At 61.4% G+C, this 20,819-nt stretch carries 20 protein-coding genes and 1 pseudogene; 16 read left to right on the top strand and 5 right to left on the bottom strand.

Annotated features, from left to right (window positions below; translation table 11 throughout):
• Positions 1-493 precede the first annotated feature (493 nt).
• Positions 494-1,969 carry a DUF1501 domain-containing protein gene (locus tag WJU23_RS09440; protein ID WP_346332309.1) on the top strand — a complete coding sequence of 492 codons (1,476 nt, stop codon included), beginning with the start codon at positions 494-496 and terminating at the stop codon, positions 1,967-1,969.
• 13 nt (positions 1,970-1,982) lie between these two features.
• Here the strand turns inward: WJU23_RS09440 and WJU23_RS09435 are convergent, their stop codons facing one another.
• Genes WJU23_RS09435 through WJU23_RS09425 form a run of 3 tightly spaced genes read right to left on the bottom strand, consistent with a single transcriptional unit; the run spans position 1,983 to position 3,750 of the window.
• Complete coding sequence (locus tag WJU23_RS09435; protein WP_346332308.1) at positions 1,983-2,306, bottom strand: metalloregulator ArsR/SmtB family transcription factor; 324 nt, start codon at positions 2,304-2,306, stop codon at positions 1,983-1,985.
• A 44-nt stretch (positions 2,307-2,350) separates the two neighbouring features.
• On the bottom strand, positions 2,351-2,935 hold the full coding sequence (locus WJU23_RS09430) for a DUF2062 domain-containing protein (protein ID WP_346332307.1): 585 nt from the start codon (positions 2,933-2,935) through the stop codon (positions 2,351-2,353).
• Positions 2,936-2,949: 14 nt separating this feature from the next.
• On the bottom strand, positions 2,950-3,750 hold the full coding sequence (locus WJU23_RS09425; protein ID WP_346332306.1) for an undecaprenyl-diphosphate phosphatase: 801 nt from the start codon (positions 3,748-3,750) through the stop codon (positions 2,950-2,952).
• Between the two features lie 194 nt (positions 3,751-3,944).
• Here WJU23_RS09425 and WJU23_RS09420 point away from each other — a divergent pair, with 194 nt between their 5' ends.
• The 7 genes from WJU23_RS09420 (at position 3,945) to WJU23_RS09390 (ending at position 8,583) form a co-directional block, all read left to right on the top strand.
• Positions 3,945-4,301 (top strand): hypothetical protein, encoded by a 357-nt coding sequence (locus tag WJU23_RS09420; RefSeq protein WP_346332305.1) that lies wholly within the window; start codon positions 3,945-3,947, stop codon positions 4,299-4,301.
• Positions 4,302-4,337: 36 nt separating this feature from the next.
• The gene (locus tag WJU23_RS09415) at positions 4,338-4,820 is read left to right on the top strand and encodes a hypothetical protein (protein WP_346332304.1); all 483 of its coding nucleotides are present in this window, start codon (positions 4,338-4,340) and stop codon (positions 4,818-4,820) included.
• Positions 4,821-4,909: 89 nt separating this feature from the next.
• Complete coding sequence (locus tag WJU23_RS09410; protein WP_346332303.1) at positions 4,910-6,049, top strand: lactonase family protein; 1,140 nt, start codon at positions 4,910-4,912, stop codon at positions 6,047-6,049.
• Between the two features lie 6 nt (positions 6,050-6,055).
• A complete protein-coding gene (locus WJU23_RS09405) occupies positions 6,056-6,442 on the top strand; it encodes a hypothetical protein (RefSeq protein ID WP_346332302.1) in 387 nt (128 codons plus the stop codon).
• A gap of 111 nt (positions 6,443-6,553) precedes the next feature.
• The gene (locus tag WJU23_RS09400; protein ID WP_346332301.1) at positions 6,554-7,444 is read left to right on the top strand and encodes an AraC family transcriptional regulator; all 891 of its coding nucleotides are present in this window, start codon (positions 6,554-6,556) and stop codon (positions 7,442-7,444) included.
• 63 nt (positions 7,445-7,507) lie between these two features.
• A complete protein-coding gene (locus WJU23_RS09395; RefSeq protein WP_346332300.1) occupies positions 7,508-7,669 on the top strand; it encodes a hypothetical protein in 162 nt (53 codons plus the stop codon).
• 134 nt (positions 7,670-7,803) lie between these two features.
• A complete protein-coding gene (locus WJU23_RS09390; RefSeq protein ID WP_346332299.1) occupies positions 7,804-8,583 on the top strand; it encodes a hypothetical protein in 780 nt (259 codons plus the stop codon).
• A gap of 32 nt (positions 8,584-8,615) precedes the next feature.
• Here WJU23_RS09390 and WJU23_RS09385 read toward each other — a convergent pair whose 3' ends face one another.
• Both WJU23_RS09385 and WJU23_RS09380 read right to left on the bottom strand, forming a co-directional pair.
• The gene (locus tag WJU23_RS09385; protein ID WP_346332298.1) at positions 8,616-10,106 is read right to left on the bottom strand and encodes a M81 family metallopeptidase; all 1,491 of its coding nucleotides are present in this window, start codon (positions 10,104-10,106) and stop codon (positions 8,616-8,618) included.
• Between the two features lie 234 nt (positions 10,107-10,340).
• A complete protein-coding gene (locus WJU23_RS09380; protein ID WP_346332297.1) occupies positions 10,341-11,678 on the bottom strand; it encodes an aspartate aminotransferase family protein in 1,338 nt (445 codons plus the stop codon).
• A gap of 179 nt (positions 11,679-11,857) precedes the next feature.
• Between WJU23_RS09380 and WJU23_RS09375 the strand changes: the two genes are divergently transcribed.
• From WJU23_RS09375 to WJU23_RS09340, 8 genes and pseudogenes are all read left to right on the top strand, one after another.
• The gene (locus WJU23_RS09375; RefSeq protein ID WP_346332607.1) at positions 11,858-12,754 is read left to right on the top strand and encodes an AAA family ATPase; all 897 of its coding nucleotides are present in this window, start codon (positions 11,858-11,860) and stop codon (positions 12,752-12,754) included.
• Positions 12,755-12,759: 5 nt separating this feature from the next.
• Positions 12,760-15,732, top strand: a complete 2,973-nt coding sequence (locus WJU23_RS09370) for a transglutaminaseTgpA domain-containing protein (RefSeq protein ID WP_346332606.1) — start codon at positions 12,760-12,762, stop codon at positions 15,730-15,732.
• A 450-nt stretch (positions 15,733-16,182) separates the two neighbouring features.
• Positions 16,183-16,857 (top strand): response regulator transcription factor, encoded by a 675-nt coding sequence (locus WJU23_RS09365; RefSeq protein WP_346332296.1) that lies wholly within the window; start codon positions 16,183-16,185, stop codon positions 16,855-16,857.
• Positions 16,835-18,226: a HAMP domain-containing sensor histidine kinase gene (locus tag WJU23_RS09360; protein WP_346332295.1), complete on the top strand. Its 1,392-nt coding sequence runs from the start codon at positions 16,835-16,837 to the stop codon at positions 18,224-18,226. Before WJU23_RS09365 ends, WJU23_RS09360 begins: the two co-directional genes overlap by 23 nt.
• Before the next feature lie 52 nt (positions 18,227-18,278).
• Positions 18,279-18,806, top strand: coding sequence for an RNA polymerase sigma factor (locus tag WJU23_RS09355; RefSeq protein ID WP_346332294.1), 528 nt, complete (start codon positions 18,279-18,281; stop codon positions 18,804-18,806).
• Positions 18,796-19,146, top strand: coding sequence for a hypothetical protein (locus tag WJU23_RS09350; RefSeq protein ID WP_346332293.1), 351 nt, complete (start codon positions 18,796-18,798; stop codon positions 19,144-19,146). The genes WJU23_RS09355 and WJU23_RS09350 overlap by 11 nt, the downstream gene beginning before the upstream one ends.
• Positions 19,143-19,976 (top strand): Spy/CpxP family protein refolding chaperone, encoded by an 834-nt coding sequence (locus WJU23_RS09345; protein ID WP_346332292.1) that lies wholly within the window; start codon positions 19,143-19,145, stop codon positions 19,974-19,976. Before WJU23_RS09350 ends, WJU23_RS09345 begins: the two co-directional genes overlap by 4 nt.
• Before the next feature lie 512 nt (positions 19,977-20,488).
• Positions 20,489-20,819: pseudogene (locus WJU23_RS09340) on the top strand (hypothetical protein); the annotation flags it as partial.

Genomic DNA, 20,819 nt, shown 5'->3' with positions numbered 1-20,819 from the left:
ACACCCTGGCAAGAAAGATACAGGCAAAATGCCAGATTGCCGAACCCACCCTGTTTCCCAAGTTGTCTCCCCTTCTATAGTGAGCGATATTTACCGATGTTTGCAGGCCCGCCGTACAGTACTCCTCACTCCCTGTCCCGCGACTGCGGCGATCCGAGTGAGGTTTCCGAGGTCCTCCATCGCCCTCAATCCCCCTCCTCGCCGCAGACCCGCAGCGTCACCTCATCCCCACTCTCAAACCTGCGAAAATCCCCAGCCAAACCCCGTTTTCCCCAACAAAACCCCATCCCAATCCCTTCAACCTCAACCCCTTACACCTCAATTTTCCCCACCGGTTCCCTGGGGTGGGGTTGGAGAGCCAAAAATCCCCATCCTAACGCCTTCATCCACAACCAACTGCAACCATTCCATCCCCAAGCGCGATCATTTTATTTTCGCCCCCGGTTCACTCCCTCCGCAATACCCCTGATCCCCGCTGCGTAGTCTTCTCACCATGTCCCCCCAAGATTATTTCACCCAGACCCGGCGCGATTTCCTGGCCACGAGTTCTTGTGGGCTGGGGACGGCGGCGCTGGCTTCGTTGCTGGGGCAGGACGGGTTGATGGGGGCGGAGGGGATGCCGGCGAATCCGCTGGCTTCGCGGAAGCCGCATTTTGCGCCGAAGGCGGAGCGGTGCATCTTCATTTTCCTGGAGGGGGGGCCGAGCCAGATGGACCTCTTTGATCCGAAGCCGCTGCTGAACAAGTATGACGGCCAGGCGCTGCCGGACTCGATTGTGGGCGATGCGAAGTTTGCCTTCCTGCAAAAGGAAACGGCGCGGGTGATGGGCACGAAGCGGGTCTTTAAAAAGCATGGCAAGTGCGGCATGGAGCTGTCGGACCTGCTGCCACACATCGCCACCTGCGCGGATGACATCGCGCTGATCCGGTCCATGCACACGACGCAGTTTAACCACCTGCCGGGGCAGCTCATGCTGAACTGCGGCGCGCCTTTGCTGGGCCGCCCGAGCGTGGGGTCCTGGGTGACGTATGGCCTGGGGAATGCCTCCCAGGAACTGCCGTCTTATGTGGTGATGGTGTCGAAGGGACGCGGGCTGCCGGGCGGGAGCTCCACCTGGGCGAGCGGCTTTTTGCCTTCTTCCTATGGCGGGGTGATGTTCCGCAATGGGGCCTCGCCGGTGCTGAATCTGGCGAACCCGGACGGCATCACGCGGGACATGCAGCAGTCCAGCCTGGGGGCGCTGAATGACCTGAACCGCCTGCGCCACCGCCACATCGGCGACCCGGAGATCGCCAGCCGGATCAACAGCTACGAGCTGGCCTTTAAGATGCAAAGCGCGGCCCCGGAGCTGGTGGACATCACCGGGGAATCCCAGTCCACCCTGGATGCCTATGGCATCAACCGCATCGAGCCGCCGATCAAGAGCAACCTGGGCGGCATCGGCAATTACCAGATCTTTTCCCGCCAGTGCCTGCAGGCCCGCCGCATGGTGGAGCGCGGGGTGCGGTATGTGAACATCATCCATGCTTCCTGGGATCATCACAGCAAGCTGGATCCGCAACTGGAGCACAACTGCGGCATGGTGGACCAGCCCATTGCGGCGCTTTTAAAAGACCTGAAGCTGCGCGGTCTGCTGGATACGACACTGGTGGTCTGGGGCAGTGAATTTGGACGCACGGCGCTGGGCGAGAATCGCCCGGGAGCCAAGACGATCACGGGCCGGGATCATCATCCGGGCGCGTTTTCCCTGTGGATGGCGGGTGGCGGCATCAAAGGCGGCCAGGTGTATGGCGAGAGTGACGACTTCGCCTGGAACGTGGCCAAGGACCCGGTCTCCATCCATGACTTCCATGCGACCATCCTGCACCTCTTTGGCATGGACCACACCAAGCTGACCTACCGATTCCAAGGCCGCGAGTTCCGCCTCACGGATGTGCATGGCGAGGTGGTGAAGGGGCTGCTGGCCTAACCAAGAGTGTTTTCTATTCCTCGTCAAACTGGTCCAGGTGAAACTGGCAGCAGCCGAGGTCCAGGGTCTGGGTGCCGGGTTTCATGCGGGAGCGGAAGGCCTCGGCCAGGGAATAGAGGCGCTGCTGGCTGTGCTTTTCCACCTCGATGAGGCCGGCCTCGCGCAGGACGCGGAGGTGCTTGGAGGCATTGTAGGGCGTGGCAGTCAGCTCCTCGCAGAGGTCATTGACACAGCGGGGTCCGCCTAACAAAGCCCGCACCAAAGCGAAGCGCGTCGGCTCGCCGAGCGCACGCATGGCGGTGAGGCAGTCAAAGTGGACGCGACGGCTGCGGGGCATGGGGGATGCTTACGCAACGGAGGACTATACGCAAGACCGGCCTGTCACTCGCCGGCTGCCTTTTCCAGAGGCAGGGCGGGCTGCTTGCGGTACTTGTTCCACCGGTCAATGCTGCCCCAGATGACGTAGCTGAGGATGTAGGAGATGGGAGACAGCAAGGCCCCCAAGATGACGCCGCCAAAAAGCATGACCGGCGTATGCTCCTTCAGCGCCAGCCACATTGCGGCCATGTCATCGGGGAACTTGGTGGGGAAGGGGGTGGAAGGTACCTCCGTGAGGAAGGCCAGGGCCCATTTGCCCACCTGGTATTCCAACGGCACCAGCGCGGCCAGGGTCACCGGATTGCTTACCCAGCACATGATGATGGCAATGGGTATATTCACCCGGAAGACGGCGGCCAGGATGGCGGCGGAAGGCATCTGGATGGGCAGAAGCTGGAGCGTGATGAAGCTGCCGATGGCCATCCCGCCTGCAAAGGTGTGCTGCGTGGGCCGCCAGACCCGCTTGTCCAGGAAATGCCGGGCGAACCAGCGCATGACCGGCCGTGTCTTCAGCTTCCGGGGATGCTTGAAGAAGCGGTACGTCTTGAAGACGGAGCGACGAAAATAGCCTTTGGCGAAATCGACCATGGGTGGAGGGATCTCTATCTCATCGCACTGGCTGCATAGATGAGCAAGCCGCTGCCCAGAATGATTCGGTAAATGGCAAAGCCGTTGAATGTATGGCTCTGGACAAAGCGGATGAGCCATTTCACCACGACAAAGGCGGACAGGGCGCTGACCAGTGTTCCGAGGGCGATCATGCCCCAGTCTTCCCCAGCCGCGCCGTTTTCACTGACTTCGGAATAGATCTGCAACGCCCCCGCCGCCATGAGGGTGGGGATGCCCAGGAGGAAGGAGAACTCCGTGGCGGCCGGGCGGGCGATGCCAAAGGCCATGGCCATCATGATGCTGGAGCCTGAGCGTGAGAGACCGGGAAAAATGGCCGCGAGCAACTGCGCCACGGCCACGGCCACCACGACAGCCCAGGTGATCTCCACCGCACCGTTTTTGCCCCGGTAAAGCCGCTCCAGGATGAGGATGATGAAGCCGCCAATCAGGGTGGCCAGGGCCACCGGGGTGACGGTTTCAGGCAGCTTGATGTCCAGGAGCTTGATGACAAGGCCTCCGGCCCCGGTGATGGCAAAGGCGGCGGCCAGCTTGCCCAGGTAGTCGCGGGTTTCCGGGCTGTGGAGGGTCCGCGCCATGTGGCCGACCCGCTGGCTGAAGACGGCAAGCACCGCCAGCACCGCACCGCTCTGGATGACCACATTGAAGAGGTCGCTCTTGGTGGGCAGCCAGCCCAGCGTCTGCGGGATCAGAAGATGACCTGTGGAGGAGATGGGAAGAAACTCGGTGACACCTTCGATGATGCCTAGCAAGATAACGGAGAGCCAGTCTGGCATGGGGAATTGTTCAAGGGGAAGAAGAGGAAAGCCGCACTTACGGGCCGTTGAGGATGATTGCAAGCCCAGGGGGCTGGCCAAATGCAATCTGGTGACAACTTCGCGCCAGTCGTGGCGCTCCTGGCGGACTTGGGGGATTGACAGTTTTTTGGCGTCCTGATAGCCTTGTCGGAAATTGGGCTCACCTAAAGCTTATGAAACCGTTGTCTCCTCTCATCCGCGCCCTTTTGCCTGTCCTCTGCCTCAGTCTGGCTGGCTGTGATAAAGTGAAGACTGAGCTGGCGGAGAGAGACCGGAACATTCTGAAACTGAATGCCCTGATCGCTGAAAACAAGGAGCTGGATGAAAACATGGCGGCCCTGAAAAAAGCGGTGCCACCGGATGTGCCGAACGGTCAGGTCGCCGCCACGCGGGTGGAGCAAATGCTGCAGCAGATGCAGTCCCTGGAGCAGCAACTGGTGAAGGAAAATCAGAATCTTGAAAAGACCGCTGAACAGGTGAAAGCCGCCGAGAAAGAGAACGAAAGCCTGCGCAAGAGAGCAGGAGCCTGAGGCTGCGTCCTCCCACCCCAGATTCCCACCATCCGCATGAAAAACTTCATCGCCCTACTCATCTTTGCCGCCGGTGGAACCGCCTGGTATTTCTATCACCAATACAGCGAAGCGAAGGCGCTGAACGCGGATTACGCGAAAAACCTGGCCGTTCAGGAGCAGGGGGTAGCAGCCAGACGGGCTGAAATTCAAGCCTATGCCCAGCTTCTGGATCTGCAAAACAAGGTCCAGGCCAAGAAAGCAGAGGTGAACGAAGTCGTGGCGAGTGATAAGAAACTGCAGGAGGAACTCAACCGCCTAAGGAAAGAAAAGGTGGCCATCATCCTGGCTGCCCGGCAGTCCTACATGGGGCAGACGTTACCTGAACTTGTCCTGGCGGACGGACGGAAACTTCAGACCGTAAGGGTCCTGAAAGTGGATGACAGCGGCCTGTCCGTCATCGTGCCTTCCGGCGTGCAAAAAATCTCCCCAGAGGAACTGCCCGAGGAACTGCGGCATAGGCTGCATTATTCCCAGTGACGGAGGAGTAGCGGATATTTTTGCCAATGCGATATCATGCGAGGGCTTGACGGAAAGGAACGTTTTCATCAGGGTCCATGTTTACCTTTATGAACCGCGCTTCCCTTTCCTTTCTCTTTGCCGCCCTGACGACCACTGCCATCGCAGGGGACAATTACCTGGTGTATTTTGGCTGCCAGACCACGCCGAAGACAGGCAGCAAGGGGATCTATGTCTCCAGTTTTAACTCGGCAACCGGCGAGCTGAGCGAGCCGACGCTGGCGGTGGAGACAGGTAACCCGGGGTTTCTGGCCATCCATCCGGGCAAGAAGTATCTGTATGCCATCGGGGAACTGCCGGGTGGAGACAAGACTAAAGGCGGGGTGAGCGCGTTTCAAATTCACCTGCCGGATGGCAAACTGAGCCTGATCAACCAAGTTTCATCCATGGGCGCAGGGCCCTGTCATGTGGGCTTGGACAAGACAGGTAAAATGGCGATGATCGCCAACTACAGTGGCGGCAGCGTGGCGAGCTATGCGATTGGCGACGATGGGGCGCTGAGCGAGGCGGTGACTTTTGTCCAGCATGAGGGCAGCAGTGTGAATGAGCGCCGCCAGGCGGGGCCACATGCGCACAGCATCAATGCCAGCCCGGACAACCGCTATGCCTTTGCCTGTGACCTGGGTCTGGACAAGGTGCTGATTTATAAGATCAACCCGGACACGGGCGAGATGACAGACCATGGCTATGCTAAGACGCCTGCAGGCGGGGGGCCACGTCATCTGGCCTTTCATCCCAATGGCAAGTTTGTCTTTGTGAACAACGAGCTGTCCATGACGGAGACGACCTTTGCCTATGATGCGGAGAAGGGGACTCTGACGGAGGTCGAGACCGTCTCCACGCTGCCGGAGGCGGACCGTGGCAAGGAGGGCTTCAGCACGGCGGAGACGGTGGTTCACCCTAACGGGAAGTTTGTCTATGTCTCCAACCGCACGCACGATACGATCGCTGTTTTCGCCTGTGATGAAGCGACAGGGAAGCTGAAGCTGATCCAGAATGCGGCGGCGGAGGGGCAGATCCCGCGCAATTTCAACCTGGACCCAACGGGCAAGTGGATGATCGTGGCCCACCAGAACAGCGGCACGGCAGCGCTCTTTAAGGTGGATCAGGAAACCGGCAAGGTGGCCTTCACTGGGAAAAAGGTAAATGTAGGAGGCTCCATTTGCGTTCGTTTCCTTGCGTTGGAATAGTGCGCCATGAGCGGTGCCTTTCTTACTCCAGACCATCGGACTGACGCGCGGGAGCGCGAGCGGGAACGGAATATTGCTGACTATCATGAGGGTATCGCCCAGTCCAGCTACCGCTGGGCGACTGCCTTCCTGGTGATCGGCATGGCCGCTCTGGCCACGCCTTTCGTGGGCACGGCGGAATGGAAGTGGTATCTGGTGGGCGGGGTCGCTCTGATCATGACCGTTTTTTCTATCCGGATGATGATTCATGGCCGGATTGTCAATGGGCTGATCTGCCTGTTCTGCGCCCTGGCAGTATTGCCAGGCTGGGTCTTCATCGCGCAGGATGTGGTGAAGGTGGGGTATGAGCTATATGAGATCATCGCCAAACAGTGGCGGGATAAGTTTAGCTGATGATGCTATTGAAACGCAGTCGCAAATATGGGTTGCCAGACAGGGGTTTGCTGGCTAGCAATGGGTCGTCGTGCGTCCGCGAAGGGACGCTTCACTTCCATTTGCCTGCCTGTGTACCTGCTTTATCCTGCTTTTGAAAGCCGCTGGCTGGGTGCAGATGCCCAGCACGGGGGCAGGCATTGGCTGCAAGCGCTGCGGCCCAGAGCCATCATGGCGCTGCTGCTGCTGGATGGTGGCATCCGGGTGGACTGGACCATGCACCGCCACCGGGAGATCGCGGGAAACAGCCTGGTCTGGATGAACACTGGGGCAGCGCTGCCTGAAGGAGTGCGGCTGCTCGGCGGTGGCGGAAATGAGGCCCTGGTGCTGCATTTCCCGCTGGAGTGGGTGCATGGCAGCCTGACCAGCCTGCGGCAGGAAATGTCCGCCGATTTCCGCAGCCTGCTGCTGGGGCCGCACCCGGTCACACCGCTGATCACCCGGCCATTGGAGGCTGAGGACCGGGCCTGGAGCCGGTCCCTGATGGCACCAACACTTTGCTCCGCCGCCCGGCAGCTGCTGGAAGGCAGCCGGATGAGCGAGTTTTTCTTCCGCAAGGTATTGACGGAATCAAAGGGCGAGGAGCTGTTCTGCACACGGACGCGACGGGTGGCGCTGGAGCGCGTTGGCAAGGTGCGGCAGGCGCTGCTGGCCAATCTGGAAGATCCGCCACCACTGGAGGAGCTGGCACGGCTTTGCGGGTGCAATCCGCAATACCTTTCCCGCACCTTTTCTGAGGCGGCTGGCACGACCATCAGCCTGTATTTGCGCCGTCTGCGCATTGAAAAAGCGGCGGAGATGCTGGCCGCCGGACAGGCCAATGCGAGCGAGGCCGCTTTGGAGGTGGGATACCGCAGCCTGAGCCATTTCAGCCAGGCTTTCCGGGCGGAAAAAGGCATTTCTCCCAGTGCCTGGGTGCGCGGTCCGGCCCCGCTTGCAAATGCCCGACAACTCTCCGCATGAGGCCGACAGCATCTTAAAGCGAACAAATGAAGCTACCCCACGTCTAACCTTAAACCCTCTGCAATGAACTACACCAACCTCGACAGCCGACTGAAACTCCACAGCCTGAGCCCCAGCTTCCTGCGCCGCCTGAAAAAAATCCGTGCCAACAGCCTCAAAGCACGCTCAGGCACCGCCAAAAAGACACCTCCGTCCAGTGCGGAGGCAGGTGTGGCGGCGGGGTGAAAATGGAAGACAGCACCTTTTGCCAGGTGCGCCGCGGCGGCCGACGTCGAACTTCAAGTTAGCCGTAAGGCTGGTTGACGGCACTGGAGCAAGAAGGCTTGTTCGATTTTCAGAGAGTGCGTTGATGGATTTCCATGACTCTCCTCGTAGAGGGTTTCATGACGCAGTCGCATGACGTGACGAAGAAAGCCCTGGGGATTGCCCGGGGTGTTCTCATTGCCGGTTTATTCAGTGCTGTTACCTTGCCGGGCGTGGAAAGCGCTGATCCGGCGCAGACCTCATCCGCCGATGACGGGGCGATCCCGCAACCCATGAACGGGGAGGCTTTTGAGGCCCTAACAAAAAGTTCTCCTTTCACCCGGTCCTTGGGTATTTCTGACAACCTCATCCTCACAGGTGTCGCCCAAGTGGAGGAGGATGTCTTCGCGACTCTCCTGGACACTCAGACCATGCAATCGCAGGTGGTCTCACGCACCGCCAATTTCCAGGGGTGGCAGCTGGTAGGCCTCGGCGGAGATCCCGCACGGAGCCAGACCTGGACCGCGCAGGTCCAGATTGAGGGAGGTGAGGTCGTCTCCATCCGTTATCAAAAACCTCCCGCCAAATCAGCCCGGTCCAGCACGGGCGGCAGCAGTTCCAGAAGCAGCTCAGGCGGCAGTCTCCCGCCGTTAAGCTCCTCCCAGATGGCGGAGGCAAAAAAAGCCGCCGTGGACTATCGCGAAGGTTTTTCTGGAGACGGCTACCCCAGGAAACCGCCGGCAGAAGTGGTGGAAAAACTTTCCCGCCTGAGCGTCAGCCAGCGTGAGGACATTAACCGCCAGATGCTCGGCCTCCGTAACAAAGGACTCGGCCTGGATGAGCGTCGAAAAATTTATGACGAAACGCTCAACCGGGCGGTGCAAAGCAGGCGTTGAGCCGCAATCCTGGGCAACGTAAAGTTGCGTGGTCACGCATTGTCAAAATCCACATCCAGTGGGTAGATGGGACGGCGGATTTTTTCATACGGGAGAGCGGAGAGCTGGCTGCTGCAGGGGCCGGGGGTGTTGACCCAGATCATCTGCGCGGCGATGGGGTCATAAGCGCGGCGGTGGGCGACGGCGGCTTTCACTCCGATGACGGAGAAGCTGGTGGGCTCCAGGCCCTGGCTGCGCCACTGGCCGAGGTCAAAAGGCGGGGTCTTGACGCTGGTGAGGAGGATGGTCAGCTCCTTGTGCCGGACGACGGCGCAGGGGCCCATGTCAAAGCTGCCGCCGCTCATGGAGGCGAGGTGGCTTTGGGCGTCTTCGAGGTCAAACTGGCCATCGCTGTGGGAGATGACTTCGACCTCGATCTCGACAGGTCCGGCATCCAGCCGGCTGCCTTTGCCGCCGATGGAGACCATGGTGCGGTCACCCACGCGGAACTGGCGGGCTTTGGCGACGGCCTCGGCATCCACCATGCAGACGGCGCAGTTTGGGATGCGCCAGTGGATGAGGGAGCGCATGAGGCCGGTGCAGTCACCTGGGGCACCGCCGCCGATGTTGTCCGCCGGTTCCACCAGGACAGTGAGGCCGGGCGGCGGGGTGGCGAGGTCGCCGATGATCTGGGAGACGGGCTGCTCGATGACGTTGCCCTGCTCGCGCATGGCCCAGGCGGTGTCGCTGAGCTTTTGCAGGTGGGCACTGGCATCCGTGGTGGCGGCGATGACGAAGCTGACGCCGGTATCCGGCGTATCGGCAAAGGAGAAGCCCGCGACGACGCTGACGGACCAGATACCGGGTTCCTTTTCTATCTCGCGGGCCATGGCCTCCAGCGTCTTCATGGGCTCGCTGTCCGTGCCGGTGCCGGTGGGCGGCCACATGAGGGGCGGGTGAATGTATTGTTGGTTAGGCATTTCACCGCTGGTCAGGCAGCGCTGGAGCAGGCGGGCGGCATCGCAGGCGGCTTCGCGGGCATCGGTGTGGGGATTTTCACGATAGGCGACGAGGCCGTTGGAAAGGGCCGCCATACGCGGGGTGAAGCTGGCATGAAGGTCAAAGACGCCAAAGATAGGCACCTGGGCCGCAGCGGGCAGGGCGCGCAGGCGCTCCAAAATCTCGCCCTCCACATCGTCTAAAGACTGCGAGACCATGGCCCCGTGAAGGACGAGGTAAATGGCATCAATACCTGCTTCCAGGTGCGGGGTGGCGTGGTCCAGGAAGTCGGCCCAGAAGGCTTCGACGACGAGATCCTCCACCATGGCGCTGGGCTGGGTGCGGTAGTCCACGGTGGGCAGCATTTCCCAGCCGAATTCATCTGCCAGCTCCAGCACCCCGCCGAAGGGGGAGGCATCGCCCTTTTGCGCCAGCAGGTCATCGCCACGCTGGATGGCGAAGTCGGCCAGGACGGTGAGGCCATCCAGAAACGTGTGTGTTTCATGGAAAAGTCCGGCGAAGAGGATGCGGGGGGGCTGGCTCATATCAGGGGTCGGTCACTGAGACCAAAGACAACCACGGAATACACGAAACACACGGAAAAGAAGATCTAAATTCCGTGCATCCGCTGGTTTCAAGAGGGACGATGAGGGGAGCGAGGATTCGGGGAAGGGAATTTTTAAACCACTAATGCCCAGCAATAGTCACTAATGTTTTGTCTTTTTTATTAGTGCTCATTGCTGGGCATTAGTGGTTTTTTATCTCCTGCCAATGTCGGATCACGCCTTCCATTCCACCGCATGGCGCGCAAAGGCGGCGGAGGCACGTTTGAGGCCTTCATCCACGTCGGCCTCTGTATGGGCGAGGCTGAGGAACCACAAGCCACGCTCGATGGCACGGAGGCCGTTTTCTAACAAACAGCGTCGCAAATGCGCCCAGCGGGGGGCATCGTGGCGCTGCACGTAATCGCGATAGCTGGTGACGTGGCCTTCGGCAGCGCCCGGCTTGAGCATAACGGTGTGGAAGACGAGGCCGGGGCCTTGCGGACGCAGCGGAATGCTGTGTTCATCCGCCAGGGTGCGGAGGCCGGCCATGAGCTTTTTGCCGAGGCCGATGATCTGGTGCGGGTGGGAATCTCCCAGATTGATGACCTGGTCCAGGCACCACTTGGCGGCGGCCAGGCAGAGCGGGTTGGCATTGAGGGTGCCAGCGTGCACGGCCTCGCCGCTGAGGAATTTGGCAAAGGAGGCTTCCTTTCCAACCAGGGCGGCGAAGGGGACTCCGCCACCGATGGCCTTGCCCAGGATGGTCAGGTCCGGCACGACGCCGTAATGCGTCTGCGCGCAGCCTGCGCCGAAACGGAAACCGGTGATGGTTTCATCGGCGATCATCATCATGCCGTCGCGGTCGCACAGCTCGCGGATGGTCTGGAGCAGACCCGTGGCAGGCTCCATGCAGCAGGTGTTGCAAAGTACCGGCTCAAAAACGATGGCGGCGATCTGGCCGCGATACTGGTCCACCCGGCGGCGGAGGTGCTCCAAATCATTCCAGCGGACGACGACAAACTGGTCCAGCACCTCCGGGATCACGCCCTGGCTGGGGTGCAGATTGGTGGGCTCGTCCTCGCTGCCCCACTTGTCCGGCGGTGGACAAAAACCGACGAGGCCCTCATCCGCCCAACCGTGGTAGTGGCCTTCAAACTTGAGGATGAGCTTGCGCCCCGTGTGGGCGCGGGCCAGGCGGAAGGCGGCCAGCACCACCTCCGTCGCGGAGTTGTTAAAGCGCACGCGCTCTGCCCCGGGGATCATCTTTTGCAGGCGCTCGGCCACCTCAATTTCCAGCTCGCATTGGGCGGCCCAGTGGGTGCCCTTTTTGGCCTGTGCGGCGATGGCATCCGCCATGCCGGCTGGAGCGTGGCCATAGAGGAGGGCACCCTGACCGGTCTGGAAGTCCACGTATTCATTGCCATCCACGTCCCAAAGGCGGCTGCCCTGCCCGTGGTCGAAGTAAAGGGGCACGGGCACTTCCATTTTGCGGATGCCGCTGTTAATGCCGCCAGCAATGCTTTTTTGGGCGCGGGCGAAGAGTTCGGTGGAGCGAGGAAAGGTATAGGACATGGGGAAGGAGGACAATACGGTATGGCCAGGCGGGAACTAACGGACGTAAAAACAATGTGAATCGTGGAACAGGCTTGCCATCGGGGCGGTCAAAAAGCGACACTCCAAATATCACCAATCCCCCCACTTTTGTGTCTGCCCGCCCCATTTCCCTCGCTGATGCCACGTTGCCTGAATCCGTGGCGCTCCAATGCCATGACCGTCTGAAACGCCTGATCGAGGGAGTCTCTCAGATCATTGTGGGAAAGGAAGGTGTGATCCGGCTGGCAGTGACCTGCCTGCTGGCGCGTGGACATCTGCTGTTTGAAGACCAGCCGGGGGTGGGCAAGACGCTGCTTTCGCAGGCGCTGGCGCAGGCGCTGGGATTACAGTTCCGGCGGGTGCAGTTCACCAGTGACCTGCTGCCGGCGGATATTTTAGGAGCGTCCATCTTTGACCGGGAAGCGGGGACGTTTGTCTTCCACCAGGGGCCGGTTTTCACCCAGGTGCTCCTGGCGGATGAGATCAACCGGGCGACTCCGAAGACGCAGTCGGCCCTGCTGGAGGCGATGGAGGAAGGAAAGGTAACGTCGGACGGCATCACCCATGCTTTGCCGCAGCCGTTTTTTGTGATCGCCACGCAGAATCCGTCCTCGCAGATCGGGACGTTCATGCTGCCGGAGTCGCAATTGGACCGCTTTCTGATGCGGCTGGCGCTGGGGGTGCCTGACCGGGTGGCGGAGAGGTCCATTTTACAAGGACAGGACCGTCGAGAAATGCTGCGGGCGATGCCGGAGATTTTGTCCTGGGCGGAGATGCAGGAGATGCAGGGGAATGTGCGGAAGGTGCATGTCTCCGCTGCGCTGCTGGACTATGTGCAGGATCTTTTAGAGGCCAGCCGGGCGCAGGGGCGCGGGCTTTCACCCCGTGGCGGACTGGCGTTGCTGAATGCGGCCCGTGCCTGGGCGTTGCTGCAGGGGCGGACGATGGTGCTGCCGGAGGATGTGCAGGATGTCGGTGCGCCGGTGATGGCTCACCGCCTGGACGGGGATGGGGAGACGGCACTGCGCCTGCTGGAGGAAACTGCGATTCCGTGAGCGCCATGACCCATGAAGGCCACCTGAATGCACCGCCCACCATGATGGGCAGGGCGTGGGCGTGGGGGATGTCTTTTTTCAGACCAAAGCGGGTCTCGGAACTGCCCTCCACCACCCGGGTGAAGTGGAATCTCCACACGTTTTCCTGGTTCGGGCTGTGCTGTACGATGGGGTATGCGGGGTCTGTGCAGTCCAACGGCGCTGCTTATCTGCTGGCTTTCATGACCGGGGCGCTGGGCGTGATGAGCTATGTGTATGCCAGGGCGAATCTGCGCGGTCTGGAGGTGCGCGTGGGGGAGCAACCCCTGTTTCATACCGGACAGGGCGAGCTGCTGCCCGTGGAACTGCGGGCGGCCTCCGGACATACGCCCTGCGGGATCGAGGTGCTGCTGGCCGGTGCTTCGAAGGCGGCGTTTGTGGACCAGGTGCCAGCAGGGCAGACGGTACGGTTGCAATTGCGCCTGCCTCCGGCAGGGCAGCCGGTGCGGCTGATGCTGCGAAGCGCGTATCCGCTGGGGCTTCTGCAGGCGCAGCGGGTGGTGAATGTGGAGATGACACGCCATGCTGTGCCACCGGCTGCGGGAAACCTGCCGCTGCCATCCTCCACCGTGGAGGCTGCGGGCGTGGATGGCCGCAGCCGGACCAGCTCCCCACCTGGACGGGAGGGGGATGACTTTGCCGGGGTGCGGGAATGGCATCCGGGGGATTCCCCCAAGCATGTGGACTGGCGCGCGGTGGCGCGTGGCAGGCCGATGATGGTGAAAATGTGGTCACGCGGTGCCAGTGAGGCGGTCATGATGGACTGGGCTGCCATACCGCTGCCGGAAGGAGAGCGGGTGGGGCAGCTGGTGCGCTGGATCCAGATGAGCGAGCAGCAGGGACTGAGCTATGGCATCCGCCTGCCGGGGCAGGAGATCCTTGCGGGGCAGGGGGAGGCCCATGCGCGGCGCTGCCTGGCGGCGTTGGCGGAGGTTCATGCCGGGGGGCTGGCCGGCACGGAGACGGGGAAACCGGTGCGGATCGCCCCCAGTCATGAACACCGTGCGGGGGTGCCGCGCGGACCCTTGGTGCTGCTGAGTGCGGTCTTATTTTTGACGGTGCTCCCGCTGCATGAAGTGGTGGCAGCCCCGGTGCTGATTTTTCTTTTCCTGTGCCTGGCCTACCGCAGCCTGATGAAGGGGCCGGTGAAGCAGCGCTGGTTGCCGCTGACAATGACCGCTGTGGGGGTAGTGGGGGTGTATTTGAGCCAGGGAGACTTGTTGGCGATGGAAGCTGGCATGGCCCTGCTGATTGTGCTTGCCGGGGGTAAGCTGCTGGAATCCCGGAGTCCGCATGATTTCCAGGTTATCGCCATGATAGGTTGGTTTCTATGCCTCTGCGGACTGCTGGCGGACCAAAGCATCCTGAGCGCGGTCATGATGTTCTCCGCGTATGTGCTCATCGCCGGGTGCATGGTGCGTTTCCGGCGTGGCGTGCCAGGGGCGAAGACTCCGGCGTGGCTGACGGGGCGGCTCATTTTGCAGGCCCTGCCGCTGGTGCTGCTGCTGTTTATTCTCTTCCCGCGCATGAATCTGGACCCCTTTCGCATGGGAGCGCGAAGAACGGCGATGACAGGGGTGCCTTCGTCCCTGGACCCTGGCAATGTGCTGGAGGTGGCGAAGAGCAATGAAAAGGCATTTCGGGTGGAGTTTCCCGACGGCGAGATCCCGAGAAATGACCAGCGGTACTGGCGCTGTGTGGTGCTGTGGAACTGCCAGGGGCTAAGTTGGAGTCGGGGGCTACGCACGACATATGCTCCAGGCCTGCGCGAGCGCCAGGAAGGTGACATCCGCCAGATCATCACCCTGGAGCCTCATGGCCAGATCTGGCTGCCAGCCCTGGATTTTCCACTGCGGGGCAGCGATGGCAAGTCCGTCTATCCTCTGTTCGCGGAGCGGGTGCTGAATGCCCACGATACTGTGCGGAAGCTGCGCCGGTTTGACGCAGTGTCCCGCCCCCAAATGGACTGGGAGCCGATAACGTATGCGCAGCGTGAGGCAGCGCTGCAACTCCCCGGCGGCCTGGGGGAGGATCTGCAAAAGCTGGCTGCGCAATGGCGTGCCACATCCCCTACAGACCGGGATGTGGTGGAGGCGGGGCTGACCCACCTGCGTACGCAGGGATACAGTTACACCCTGGAGCCAGGTACTTATCTGGGGCGGAGGGCCCTGGAGGAGTTCTTTCTGCGGCGACGGCAGGGTTTTTGTGAGCATTTCGCCGCCGCCTTTGCCACCATGATGCGGGCGGCCGGGGTGCCATCGCGGGTGGTGATGGGCTATCAGGGCGGTGAGGTGCCCTACATGGGGACGCACTTGATCGTCCGCCAATCGGATGCGCATTCCTGGACGGAAGTCTGGCTGGAGGGAAGCGGCTGGACACGGGTGGACCCCACGGCGGCGCTGGCCCCCGGGCGGGTCAACCGGGGGCTGCAAAGCTTCATGCTGGGCGGGGATGAAGAGCTGGAGCGGCAGCGCAACAGCTGGTGGTGGCAGGCACGGGAGCGTGCCCAGGTGGTGATGGACCAGGTCAATGACCAATGGTACAACTGGGTGGTCAGCTTTGATGAAGAGACCCAGTTTGGCTGGTGGAGCCGGCTGGGTGTGATTTTCCTGGGAGGGGACGGGGCGAAGAACATCTACTTGTTCCTGGTCAGTTTTTTCCTGGTGGTTCTGGGGCTGGGTTTGCTGAATGCCTGGCTGCGACGTCCTGCGCGTGATGGCGATCCCTGGCGGCGGGCGTGGGTGCGGCTTTGCCAGCGGCTGGAAAGCCTGGGCCTGCCGGTGCGGCGGCCCAATGAGGGCCCGCTGGCCTATGGCAGGCGTATCAGTGCGGTGCGGCCTGGCATTGAGGAACTCGCTGCCCAGTATGCGGCGGCGCGATACGGCACGGCTGCGGTTTCTTTGAAGACCTTTAACAAGGCGGTGCGCATGCTGCGCTAGTCAGGCTGAAAGTCGCTAACAATCTCGGCGGCACCAGGAATCAGATGTTTCCTGGTACCGCCGAGAGTTGCGACTGGTGTCCACCAACCCCCCCCGGAGCGGTGGATCTCCCAGAATTGTTTCCATCAAGCAAGCTTTGGGCCTTTTGCACGGTCCATCCATTCAAAGCAGCCGAAACTGCACCCGCGAGGGTGAGGACGACGATGGAGAATGCCAGGTAGCGATGCATGACGGAGGGAAAGAATAAGCAATTCAATGCTCGCGTTTGTATCAGAGGGGGGGATTTAGAGAGAGTGTTCGTGGGATACCCGAACATCCATATCATACCTGCCTTTCCCCCATGAAGTCACCTTACCGTTTGGTAATGATGATGAATAATTGGCCAAAGTTTTCAGAATCGAGAATTGTCATGGTGACCCGCCCTCCCTTTAGTGATTCTCCAACTCTCCTATGAATCTCCTCCTCGTCGAAGATGACCCTGAACTCGGCCGCCAGGTGATGGCCTGGATGCAGGATGTGGGGCATGGACTGGAGTGGGTAAAGACGGCGGCCACCGCGCTGGAAGCCATCCGTAAAGGTGAGTGTGATGTGGTCATCCTGGATGTGGGCCTGCCGGACATGAACGGCTTCAGCCTGGTGGAAAAGCTGCGCCGGGAGGGCGTGCGCATGCCGGTGCTGTTCCTGACAGCGCGGGCGGAAGTCTCTGACCGGGTGCGCGGCTTTTCCGCCGGGGGGGATGATTATCTGACCAAGCCGTTTGCTTTTGAGGAGCTGCTGGCCCGGCTGGAGGCCCTGCACCGCCGGGCCACCAACCACGTGCCCACCCACCGCACACTCGGAAAATGCCGGCTGGACCTGATGAAACGGCGGGTCAGCTGTGGCGGGGAAAGCGTGGAACTGCAGCCGCGTGAGTGGACCCTGCTGGAGGTGCTGATGAGCCACGAGGGCCGGGTCCTGCCGAAGAAATTTTTGCTGGAGCAGGTCTGGGACATTCACTTTGATCCCGGCACCAATGTGGTGGATGCCATGGTCTGCCGCCTCCGCCGCAAGCTGGAGATGCCAGATTGCAACGTTCAGATCGAGACCATCCGGGGAAAAGGATATGTTTTTAAAACTCTGGCCTGACAAGGTGCCCTCTCCCTGGCGGCTGGGTTTTCTCATGCTGCTGGTCGTCATCGTCATCATCCTGATGATCCTCATTTTTGTGCGCATCGCGGTCATTCAGGAAGTGCGGACGGTGAACCGCAGCCGGATCGCCGATGACCTGCTGCAACATGCCGCCTGGTATGATGAAGGCGGCCTGGGGGGATTAAAAAAAGTGTTTCAGATCAGCCAGCCGCTGGACCGCAACGGCCTGCGGGTGACTACGGGAGCAGGGCAGGTGCTGCATGAGGACATCCCCGGCGCGATGAAGGCCTATCCCTGGCCGCAGCAGCCCCGCAGAACCCTGCTGGGAAAAGGGGACATGGACTTGATGGAGCTGACCGTGGAAGAGATGCCCTACCGGCTGCAAACGGGAGCCATCCGCCTGTGGGATGGGAACATCCTGTGGCTTGGCCGCACGGATGCGCAGTCGCGGCGCTACCTTTCCAACATTGAGCAGCACATCTGGTTTGCCGGGCTGACCGCCGCCCTGATTGCCTTTCTGCCGGTGATGTGGTTTCTGAATGACGTTTTGCGCCCCATCCTTTCCTTCACCCTGAGTGCGGAGCGCATGCGGGTACCTGGCAGCCGCATGCGCCTGCGCGCGCCCAAGGCCATCCCGGAGCTAAAGGCCCTGGCTTCCGTGGTCAATGCCGGGCTGGATCAGATTCAGACGCTGACGCGTGAGCTGCAGTCCACCAATGACTTCCTCGCTCATGAGTTGCGCACCCCGCTGGCACGCATTCGCGGAAATCTGGAGCATCTGCACGATGAAACGGACAATGACACCGCCCGTGAATCCGCCGCCCGTGGCCTGGAGGAAATTGACCGGGCGACACAGCTCGTACAAACGCTGCTGACCATCCGCGCGGGTGACCATGCTGCGCTGAGGCTGCACCGGCAGGTTACCTCCCTGGACCAGATGCTCACCAATCTCGTCGAGCTCTTCATTCCCGCTGCGGAGGACCGCAAGCTGAGCCTGAAACTCGTCCCCGGATTAAGCCTCACACTGAACATGGACCGCGAGCTCCTCACCCAGGCGGTTTCCAATCTCCTGGACAATGCCCTTGCCTACACCCGTGCAGGAGGGCGCATCACCGTGCGCTGGCAGGGGGAGGGCACAGGGGCCATCATTTATGTGGAGGATACCGGGCCGGGCATCCTGCCGGAGGAAATAGACATCATCTGGGACCGCTACACCCGTGGCTCCGCCGCGCGGCCCAAGACATCCGGCATGGGCCTGGGGCTCAGCCTGGTGCGCTCCATCGCCATGGCGCATGGCGGCAATGCGGGCGGGCAGAACCGCGAGGGTGGCGGCGCGGTTTTCTGGATCCATATTCCAGGTGCATAGACGGGTGGCTGTCATACAAACCGGCAGCCTGGGACACTCAGCGGACAAATGAATGGAGCGCGAACTCGCCGACAACCTCGAAGCCCTGCATGCCGACGCCTTTGGCTGGGCGCTGCACTGCTGCGGCGGGGATGTCTGCCGGGCGGAGGAGGTTCTGCAAAACGCCTATCTGAAAATGGCGCAGGGGCGGCTGCAAAACACCGGTGCCTCCAGCTTCAAGACCTGGTGGTTCGGCGTCATCCGCTTCACCGCGCACGAGGAGTTCCGCCGCCTGCGCTATCGCGAATCGCTTTTGGGCAGGCTCTGGCTGCAGCTCAGCGGAGACTCCGCCGATCCACGCCCGTCACCCTCCCGCCAGGCGGAGCTGGACGAACAAACTTTGCAATTGCGCACCGCCCTGGCCCAGCTTCCCGCCCGGCAGGCGGAGGTGCTGCATCTGGTCTTTTATCAGGACCTTTCCCTGAGCGAGGCGGCGGGGGTGATGAAAGTCAGCCTGGGCTCCGTGCGCCAGCATTACGAACGTGGCAAAGCCCGCCTGCGCAGCCTGCTGCAACCATCATCTGAAACTCATGAATCCTGACAACGTTAACGATCCCGATCTGCAACAACGCTTCCAGGCGCAGCGCCGATGTGAGCGCGCAGAAGCTCCTGCCTGGGATCCGCGTCTTTTGACCTCCCCGGCATCCGTGCGCAATGGCCCGTCATGGCGGCTGTGGCTGCCTGTCACCGCAGCGGCGGCGCTGGCACTGGGCATCTTCATCCCCCAGCCTCCGGACGTCCCGCCTCCCCGGCTTTCGGAGGCACTGCCACCCTTGCTGGACGCCCCCGCGCACTCCCTCTTCGCCAGCCTGAACGCCGCCCCGGCCAGCGCCCCGAGTGATTTTCTCCTGCCCGCCTACCTGACTCTTCAAATGCCATGAAACACTTTTTGTTATCCTTGCTGATCACCACCGGCTGCCTCGCCGCCGGGCCGGAGGCCTTGTTGCAAAGCGGGCTGCTGTCGGCAGACATCATCACCGTCATCAAGCCGGAGCTGGACCTGACGGAAGAACAGGAAAGCCGCATGACCGGCATCGTCACCGCCGCCCGCGCCGAGTCGGAACCCTTGGAGATGCAGGTGAAAGAACAGCAAAAAGCCTTCAACCAGATCCTCCGCCAGCCAGATTCCACCCCCGAGGTGGCGAGCGCTGCCCTGGCCCGTCTCATGGAGGCCGAAGCCGCTGTGAAACAGCTGCAACTCCGCACCCTCCTCGGCCTGCGGGATGTCCTGACTCTGGAACAGCAAAAAAAAGCCGTCGCCCTGGCCCAGCCCCGGCAGGTGAAGCGTGCCGATCTGGAAACCCGTGTGCGCGAAAAAGCCGCCCGCCTCCGGCTCGCCGTCCAGTCCCTCGGCGTCCCCGCCACCACCAGCATGGTCCAGCGCGGCAGCGAGGTGGAAGCCCTCGTCAAAGAAGGCGATCTCGCCGCCGCCGATGCCGCCCTGGATCGCCTCGTGGTCGAAAGCCAGGTGGATGCCCCCGAATCTCCTGCCTCCCTGGATTTCTCAACCTACGACCCCGGCGAGACCGATGTGGAAACGCTGAAGCAGCGCTACCAGGCCGTCGAAACCGCCGCCCAGTCCGTCCTCTCCCTCCCCCTCCTCCGCCAGCTCATCCAAGCCCGCCAAGCCCTCGAAGAAGCCAAAGCCCTCGAAGACGCCGAAACCGTTGGCCGCATCCTCACCTGGGCAGAGAAGATACTGGGGCTGTAGTTGACTAGACTGATCACATTTTTCCAAGGGGCGGGTGCGGTTCATGGAGACAGGACATCTTGCAGCCAGTCGCATCCCTCACTGAAGTCGTGGCCCATTCTCCTCACCGCATCCACATGCCGCAGGGGAAAGGCCGGTTGACCAGGACATCGCTCCGGGGCGGGCAAGGCGTTGGGATGTTGAGTCAGACGTAGGCGAACTTGGCCCTTTCCAATCCATGCGATTTTGCCCCTTCTTCATCCCTCTTCACGTGGCTCCGGCACGGGGGATGAAGATCGGGCAGGATCCTTGAACACACGGGGTTTTCATAGCCGAGAAGCTCGCTGCACTTCAACTTTTCGAATAGCTTGGCATGGTCAAGGCTATTGGTTGGCGCGTACGTACATTCTTCTGCTGTGGCCGTTGTGCTGTTGTCTCCGGGGAAAACGGGGTCAGGCGACATGAAGCCTGATAAATCAAGGGTTCCAGCGGTATTTCCTGGGTAAAATGGCGTTTGTTATAGTGGCGGTGTCATGAGCACTCCAATCCAAACATCGCCACCCTCCATCAGCACTGAAGTAGCCACCTTCATCGGCATTGACTACCACAAAAAATACAGCGTCTGGCACGCCATTGATGCGGCCGGAACCGACCTCGGCAAAGGCCGCATCGAACACCATTCACCTCACGACTTCGCCACCCTGGTGAAGCGCTGGCCCAATCCCCGCGTCGTCTTTGAAGCCTCCATGAACTGGCACTGGCTCCACGAGGTGCTGGAGCAGTCCATGCCATCGCAACACCTCACCCTGGCCAATCCCTTCAAGACCCGCATCATCGCCGAGGCGCAGGTGAAGACCGACAAGA

Source organism: Prosthecobacter sp. SYSU 5D2 (genome assembly GCF_039655865.1).
Lineage (GTDB): Bacteria > Verrucomicrobiota > Verrucomicrobiia > Verrucomicrobiales > Verrucomicrobiaceae > Prosthecobacter.
This window is presented reverse-complemented; position numbering and strand designations above follow the sequence as displayed.